Annotated in this window: 7 protein-coding genes; 5 read left to right on the top strand and 2 right to left on the bottom strand. The window is 46.0% G+C overall.

Annotation, left to right across the window (positions count from 1 at the left end; translation table 11 throughout):
• Positions 1–51 precede the first annotated feature (51 nt).
• Complete coding sequence (locus tag IQQ51_RS24390; RefSeq protein ID WP_193842345.1) at positions 52–606, top strand: nucleotidyltransferase family protein; 555 nt, start codon at positions 52–54, stop codon at positions 604–606.
• 179 nt (positions 607–785) lie between these two features.
• The gene (locus tag IQQ51_RS24385) at positions 786–1,223 is read left to right on the top strand and encodes a bifunctional diaminohydroxyphosphoribosylaminopyrimidine deaminase/5-amino-6-(5-phosphoribosylamino)uracil reductase RibD (protein WP_193842344.1); all 438 of its coding nucleotides are present in this window, start codon (positions 786–788) and stop codon (positions 1,221–1,223) included.
• Between the two features lie 17 nt (positions 1,224–1,240).
• Here IQQ51_RS24385 and IQQ51_RS24380 read toward each other — a convergent pair whose 3' ends face one another.
• Positions 1,241–1,693 carry an NUDIX hydrolase gene (locus tag IQQ51_RS24380; protein WP_193842343.1) on the bottom strand — a complete coding sequence of 151 codons (453 nt, stop codon included), beginning with the start codon at positions 1,691–1,693 and terminating at the stop codon, positions 1,241–1,243.
• 291 nt (positions 1,694–1,984) lie between these two features.
• On the opposite strand from IQQ51_RS24380, the gene IQQ51_RS24375 reads away from it, so the two are divergent.
• The 3 genes from IQQ51_RS24375 to IQQ51_RS24365 all read left to right on the top strand — a co-directional run bounded on the left by IQQ51_RS24375 (position 1,985) and on the right by IQQ51_RS24365 (position 5,703).
• On the top strand, positions 1,985–3,697 hold the full coding sequence (locus IQQ51_RS24375) for an RluA family pseudouridine synthase (protein WP_193842342.1): 1,713 nt from the start codon (positions 1,985–1,987) through the stop codon (positions 3,695–3,697).
• 155 nt (positions 3,698–3,852) lie between these two features.
• Positions 3,853–4,233, top strand: a complete 381-nt coding sequence (locus IQQ51_RS24370) for a hypothetical protein (protein ID WP_017064884.1) — start codon at positions 3,853–3,855, stop codon at positions 4,231–4,233.
• A 309-nt stretch (positions 4,234–4,542) separates the two neighbouring features.
• Positions 4,543–5,703, top strand: coding sequence for a multidrug effflux MFS transporter (locus IQQ51_RS24365; protein ID WP_193842341.1), 1,161 nt, complete (start codon positions 4,543–4,545; stop codon positions 5,701–5,703).
• A gap of 64 nt (positions 5,704–5,767) precedes the next feature.
• Here the strand turns inward: IQQ51_RS24365 and IQQ51_RS24360 are convergent.
• Positions 5,768–6,712, bottom strand: a 945-nt coding sequence (locus tag IQQ51_RS24360) for a GlxA family transcriptional regulator (RefSeq protein ID WP_228013218.1), incomplete at its 5' end; no start/stop codon positions are given.

Genomic DNA, 6,712 nt, shown 5'->3' with positions numbered 1-6,712 from the left:
CTCCCAGAACGTGACACGTCATTACCAAGTCACTGATGTTCCGACATCATAATGATACATCCGCTAGCCAAACGCATCGTCACGTTGATCAAACAAGATCCCTTACGAATGCAGGTTTTAAACTGTGTCGCTCAGTTGGATTTACCGCAGTGTTATGTCGCTGCGGGCTTGGTGAGAAACCTCGTTTGGGATCACCTGCATGGTTATGCCTCCCCGACCCCACTCAATGATATTGATGTGATCTACTTTGATCCCATGGATACCTCTTACGAATCGGAGCTTAAATACGAGGCTCTGCTTAAACAACGGTTACCCGAGCTGAATTGGCAAGTTCGCAATCAAGCCTACATGCACACTAGAAATGGGGATGAACCTTATCAAGGTTCATTGGATGCGATCAGTTACTGGCCAGAGAAAGAAACCTCCGTCGCCGTAAAACAGAGCCTCAATGGAGACATCGAGTGTATTTCATCTTTTGGTTTAGAGAGTTTGTTTGATTTGCAAATCACACCCAACCCAAAGCGTAGCCGAGATATCTTTGATCACAGAGTGCAATCCAAAGGCTGGCTAACCCAGTGGCCCAAGCTAACGATTAGTCACCGTTAACTAGCAGTCGAATTCAAACGCTAAAACCATTGACTAAAATCCCAATCAGATCGAACATGCCCCACTTGTTAGCTTATTAGCTTATTAGCTTATTAGCTGAGTAAGTTAGTCACTAACCAACTTATCAACCGCGCGTGGCGACTAGCTGCTACGCTCTCTCGTCATACTGAGTAACGACCATGAACCAACAATACATGCTGCAAGCACTCGAAGCTTCGCGCCAAGCCCTACCCGATTGCCAACCAAACCCGCCAGTAGGCTGCGTTTTGGTGAAGAACGATAAGGTGGTGTCTGTTGGGTATACACAGAAGGTCGGCGGAAACCACGCCGAGGTTGAAGCACTCAATAACTATAACGACAAAACGGACGGAACAATGGAAGGGGTTACCGCTTACGTAACTTTAGAGCCATGCTCTTTTGTTGGCAGAACTCCCGCTTGCGCCAATACATTGGTTAAAGCAGGTGTAAAACACGTAGTCGTGGCGATGCTAGACCCAGACCCTCGTAATAATGGTCGTGGTGTTGCGATCCTTGAATCGCACGGCGTGAAGGTGGATGTTGGGTTATGCCAAGCGCAAGTGGGCGCCTTTTTAACCCCTTACCTTGGTAAGTCCTAGATCTTAAACAACCAGTATTAGTTCAATATCACTCGGTAAAGCGGGTTGACTGGCTTATCGACAAAATACGACCAGATATGATCGTAAACCGCATGTTGGTTAGGAAACGGCGCTAACGCTTTTGCTTCTTCTAAATTGCACCAACGGTATTCGGTATGTTCGTCATTCAGTTCAATCGCTTGGTTGGGCGAGCATAGCACCGCAAAGACAGGGATTAGCTGAATCACATTCACGTGCGCCTCGTAAAACTGCTCCAGAAACTGCGCGTTATACAAAGCTTCCACCTTAATTTGGGTCTCTTCTTCAAACTCGCGCACGATAGCCTGCCAGCCTGTTTCACCTGCTTCAATCGAGCCTGCGACATGGCACCAAAACTCGCCCTTCACACGCTTCATTAGTAGCATTTTCATTTGTCCGTCGATCTCTGAAATAGCGACACCAGATACAATCGAAGTATTGAGTGGAATCATAACGTTACCTTAGTTTTCATAAGAGGTTGGCAAGGCTACCACCCTTGGTTTGTTAAATTGTCTTCTATGATTAAAAACGAGAAGTTACTCATCAATTAATGGCGTTCAAGCTATAGCTCATGGGTTCAGTATGAACCGTCTCGCTTAGCTATCCAGTAATAGAGCCATTTCTTATTTGAGGCGCTTTTCGATAAAGAGTAGAATCGCCGCCTTGTACTGTGTTTAACGTCTCTAAACATACACAGTAGACTCACAACCATTTATCACCACGATATAAGTATTAATACGACTATGCACTCATCAAAACCAACGCACGACTCAGAAAACAGCCACACACCTGAGCATTGCTTCACTCGTTTTCAACAGCCGATCGAGTCATATTCGTTGCCTGAGCGTTTCACATTCCCGTTTTACTACGAACCACACCCACTGTGTGAAATCGCCTCTCATCAGCTTCAACAGTATCTCGAAACTCAAACCGACTGGCAGCATGACTTCGGGCTGGATTCTGACGCTGGTCGCGGCAAAATGTTTGGTGTGTTATTGGTGAAAAGCCCTGAAGGTGAATTGGGTTACTTCTCGGCTTTCTCTGGAAAAATCGCCGATCAAAACCTACTCCCTCACTTTGTGCCGCCCGTGTTCGACATGCTGAGCAGCGATAGCTTTTTCCATCAAGATACGGCCGATATGATGGCTGTAAACGCTGAGTTTAAAGCGCTGCAAGCAAATACTGAATACCTTGAATTGTGCGAGCAACTTGCGCAGCAGAAAGCGCAAGCGGAGCAAGAGATTGAAGCTCAGCGCCTATTGATTATTGAAGGCCGAAAAACGCGTAAAGAACAACGTGAACAAGGTAAAGAAAACCTTGATGAGCAAGCTTTCGAACAGCTAAATAATGAGCTAAACAAGGCCAGTGTTGCCGACAAGAACCAGCAGAAGTACCTAAAACTCAACTGGGAACAGACTCTGCAAGTATTGCAGGCTAAAGTTGATGTGTTCACCACTCAACTGGCTGAGCTAAAAGAGCAAAGAGCACACATCTCTCATCAGCTTCAACACAAGTTGTTTTCACAATACGCTTTCCAAAATGCAGAAGGAAACGTTGAAGACCTTAACCAGATCTTTGAAAACACGCCAAACAAGATACCACCAGCGGGCTCTGGCGAATGCGCTGCGCCTAAATTGCTGCAATACGCCTATTTAAATGGCTACACTCCGTTGGCATTGGCTGAGTTTTGGTGGGGTCGCTCTCCAAAGTCGGAAATCCGTAAGCACAAGAAATACTACGCCTCTTGCCAAAGTAAATGTGTGCCGATTTTAGGTCATATGATGAAAGGCCTTGAAGTCGATCCAAACCCACTATTAGAGAACCCAGCAGAAGGCAAAGAGCTGGATATTCTGTTCCAAGATGAGCACATCGTGGTAGTACACAAGCCTGCAGGTTTTCTATCTGTGCCGGGTAAAACCATCAAAGATTCCGCCTACACACGCGTTCAAGAAATGCATACCGATGTTGAAGGCCCATTTGTTATTCATCGCTTAGACATGGCGACCTCTGGCATTCTAATCTTCGCTCTCACTCGACGTGCGAACAAGAGCTTGCAGAAGCAGTTCATTACTCGTGAAGTCGAGAAGCGTTACGTGGCAATGATTGAAGGCGTTCTAACAGAAAATGAAGGCTATGTTCGACTGCCATTGCGTGGTGATTTGTATGACCGCCCTCGTCAGATTGTCTGCTTCGAACACGGCAAGCCTGCAGAAACCAAATGGGAAGTGATTGAGCGAAACGAGCAAACCACTAAGGTTTACCTGCACCCTAAAACAGGGCGTACACACCAGTTGCGTGTTCACTGTTCACACGAAGAAGGTCTTAACATGCCTATCGTCGGTGATGGCCTATATGGCAATAAAGCCGACCGACTGCACCTACACGCAGAAAGACTTGCGCTGCACCACCCTGTGACCAAAGAGTGGATGGAGTTTCAGTTCGACGCTGAATTCTAAAATTTCTCTTTAGTACCGAGCTTTGATAAGGAGTCACAACCACTTGTGGCTCCTACCTCTTTTGGGTATATCTCCACGCTTATTGCACTACATCAAGATTCACTTTGTCGTGAAGAGTAGCATGCCCACCTTCTTCTCTCCTTGAGGCCTTTGATATGTCATCAGCTGCTTTGAATTTACAACCTAACAAACTGACTTCCCCATTAATTGCGACTCAAGCACCAAGCTTGAAGCCACTTACATCCAAAAAGCCAGACTTAAACTCGGCAATGCTTAACTTAATTGAAGAAGTTAAAAACGAACTCCCACTTTACGAGTCGGAGACGTTTATCTGTGGGCCAAAAGGAAACTGCTCGGGTTGCTCTAAGAAACTACTTGAGATGGTCGACAGCGAGTTAATGTATTGGGAGCACAGTATTTCCATTGGCCAAGGCCCTAACTTCGAAGAACTGCGCCGCTTTGGTAAACTATGCAGCAGCGTTCGACGTGGTTTAGAGCGCAATGGCTTAGTCGAAAAACGCCCAAAGAAAAGATAACAAGCCAACTCGATAATCATTACAATGTGTCGCTGGCGATTACAAGCTACACTGCTACTAACTGATTGAACTCGTTAGCTATAAAAGCAATAATGTTTTGTAATACAATTCAGTGCTCAGACCGACTTCATAGATTCGAAATCATAGAGATAAGTTCATCGTTACTTTCACCATATTCTTGAACGACTCTATCCTTCTTGTCTGACGTGCCTTTACCTTCTGTATAGCAATATCACACCATTTAAAAACCTATTTTGGACAACGGGAGCCACCTTGAAGAGACCACAACCAGTACTGGGAAAGACCGGTATGCTATTTTTTCTCGTCATAATAAGTGCTTTCCCTCCATTGACCATCGACCTTTACTTACCTGCACTTCCGCAGATGGTAGAGGTGTTTAATACTGACCGATCCATGGTCAACCTAACCCTGAGCAGCTACTTCGTTACTTACGCCATCGGTCTTTTGTTCTGGGGGCCGCTCAGCGAAAAATTTGGTCGTAAGCCGATCCTATTAATTGGATTAGCGGGTTATATGGTCGCGAGCATATTGTGCGCGATGACCAATAGCATCGAACAGTTGATTGGTGCTCGTGTATTCCAAGCCTTTGCTGGCAGTGCTATCACCGTTATCGCTACCGCCATTGTCAAAGATCTTTATGATGGCCGAGAACGTGAAAAGATCATGGCTACTATCATGTCACTGGTGATCATCGCACCAATGGTTGCGCCTGTATTTGGTGCCTTTCTACTGAAAATTGCGTCTTGGCGAATGATGTTCGTCACCCTCGCCATTTTTGGGGCTTTTGCGTCAGTATTAGCTTGCTGCTATCGAGAAACACTTGAAACCAAATACCAAGGTTCTATGTTCCGCTCATGGGGAAGAATGGGCGTAGTCATGAAAAACCGCTCGTTCCTCAAGCTACTGGTCATTTTCTCTATCATACCGATGGCATTGATGGGCTTTCTTGCGGCGGGTTCTTATATCTACATCGACCACTTTGGATTGACCGAACAGCAGTTTAGTTACGCATTCGCATTCAATGCATTGTGCGCCTCATTTGGTCCAACAATTTACATGAAGTTGTCCTACCGAATGCCGGTTCAGAAGGTCATCTCAGGATGTTTTTCTCTGCTGGCGCTTGCCGGAATCTTCACCCTTACCATAGGTGACCTGTCCCCTTGGTTCTTTATGTTCATCGCTGCACCAGCAACACTGATGGCGATCATCATGCGAGTCCCGGGCACCAACTTGATGTTGAACCAACAAGATCATGACACGGGCTCTGCCGTCGCACTGATTCAGTTCTTCAGCATGATTTGTGGCTCGCTTGGCATGGTATTAGTTTCAATACGCCCAGAGTCACTGATTGAAAACCTAGGCTTTATCCAATTATCCATCGGTACGCTAGGCGGCCTGATGTGGCTGATGGTCAGAAACAAAGAGTTCGTGACTAATAAGCTGAATTAGACCCTTCCAAGATAATCACTGACAGTACCAGTCGTTAAGCCTGAGGAATGGTGGCTAATAAAAGTCATTCCTCAGAGAGAAATCTAGAGCGAAACCTTGATGGTGTTAAGCCAATGATTTTCATGAAGACTTTTCGGAAACTGTTTACGTCCTCATAGCCAACTAGGTAGCTGATCTGCTCTACCGGTTTGTGTGAGCTTTCCAATAACTCGCATGCACTTTGAATACGCACGTGTTGGATATAATTGATCGGCGTGTAGCTGGTCGCTTTGGTAAATTGACGAATAAAGGTTCTTCGAGTCATGAAGGCTTCTTCCGCCAATTGATCGAGCGACAAAGGGAGATGATGATGCTTCTGAATAAAACGCTGCACCGAGACAATCTTGTCATTGCCGTGAGCATAATTCGGCACAAAACTCTGATAGTAGCGCTGCTCTCTCAAGCCTGTATCAAGCACTAGGTATTTACCAAGATTACGAGTATTGGTCGGTGTTGTGTATTTGGTCAGGATAAACAGAGCCAGATCCATCCACGACATCAAACCACCCGCAGTGATAATGTCAGCGTCATCGATCAAGATTTTGTCGACATCAACATCGACCTCAGCATACTGCTCCGCAAATTGTTGGTGCGCTAGCCAATGCGTTGTCACGGTTCGCCCTTGCAACAACCCCGTTCCCGCCAAAATAAACACGCCCGCGCAAGCAGAACACAGGATCGCCCCACGTTGATGAGACTGCACAAGGTAGTCCAACAGCCCTTCGTCTGGCTCTAGGTAGTAACTGCCATCTAAGTTTGGCGGCACTAGAATAATGTCGGCCTTTGAGTTCTCAAGTGGTCCGTTAGCCGACATAGACAAGTCGTCGTGAGGCTTAATTTCAACATGAAACTGAACCTGCTCATTGGAAGACTCAATACTATTCGCCAATTGGAGAAACTCTTTCACTCCAAACACGGCACTTTGCAAAGAGCCTGGGTAGTCGATGATTTCGACCACAACTGATTTTGT

It is taken from the genome of Vibrio sp. OPT18 (assembly GCF_015163615.1).
In the GTDB taxonomy this organism is placed as follows: domain Bacteria; phylum Pseudomonadota; class Gammaproteobacteria; order Enterobacterales; family Vibrionaceae; genus Vibrio; species Vibrio coralliirubri.
The sequence above is the reverse complement of the archived record's forward strand: the minus strand, read 5'-3'. Positions and strand labels throughout refer to the sequence as shown.

Bases quoted from the DNA above. Each gene is read 5' to 3' on its own strand.
- IQQ51_RS24390 (WP_193842345.1), top strand. From the start codon at position 52: ATGATACATCCGCTAGCCAAACGCATCGTCACGTTGATCAAACAAGAT.
- IQQ51_RS24385 (WP_193842344.1), top strand. From the start codon at position 786: ATGAACCAACAATACATGCTGCAAGCACTCGAAGCTTCGCGCCAAGCC.
- IQQ51_RS24380 (WP_193842343.1), bottom strand. From the start codon at position 1,693: ATGATTCCACTCAATACTTCGATTGTATCTGGTGTCGCTATTTCAGAG.
- IQQ51_RS24375 (WP_193842342.1), top strand. From the start codon at position 1,985: ATGCACTCATCAAAACCAACGCACGACTCAGAAAACAGCCACACACCT.
- IQQ51_RS24370 (WP_017064884.1), top strand. From the start codon at position 3,853: ATGTCATCAGCTGCTTTGAATTTACAACCTAACAAACTGACTTCCCCA.
- IQQ51_RS24365 (WP_193842341.1), top strand. From the start codon at position 4,543: ATGCTATTTTTTCTCGTCATAATAAGTGCTTTCCCTCCATTGACCATC.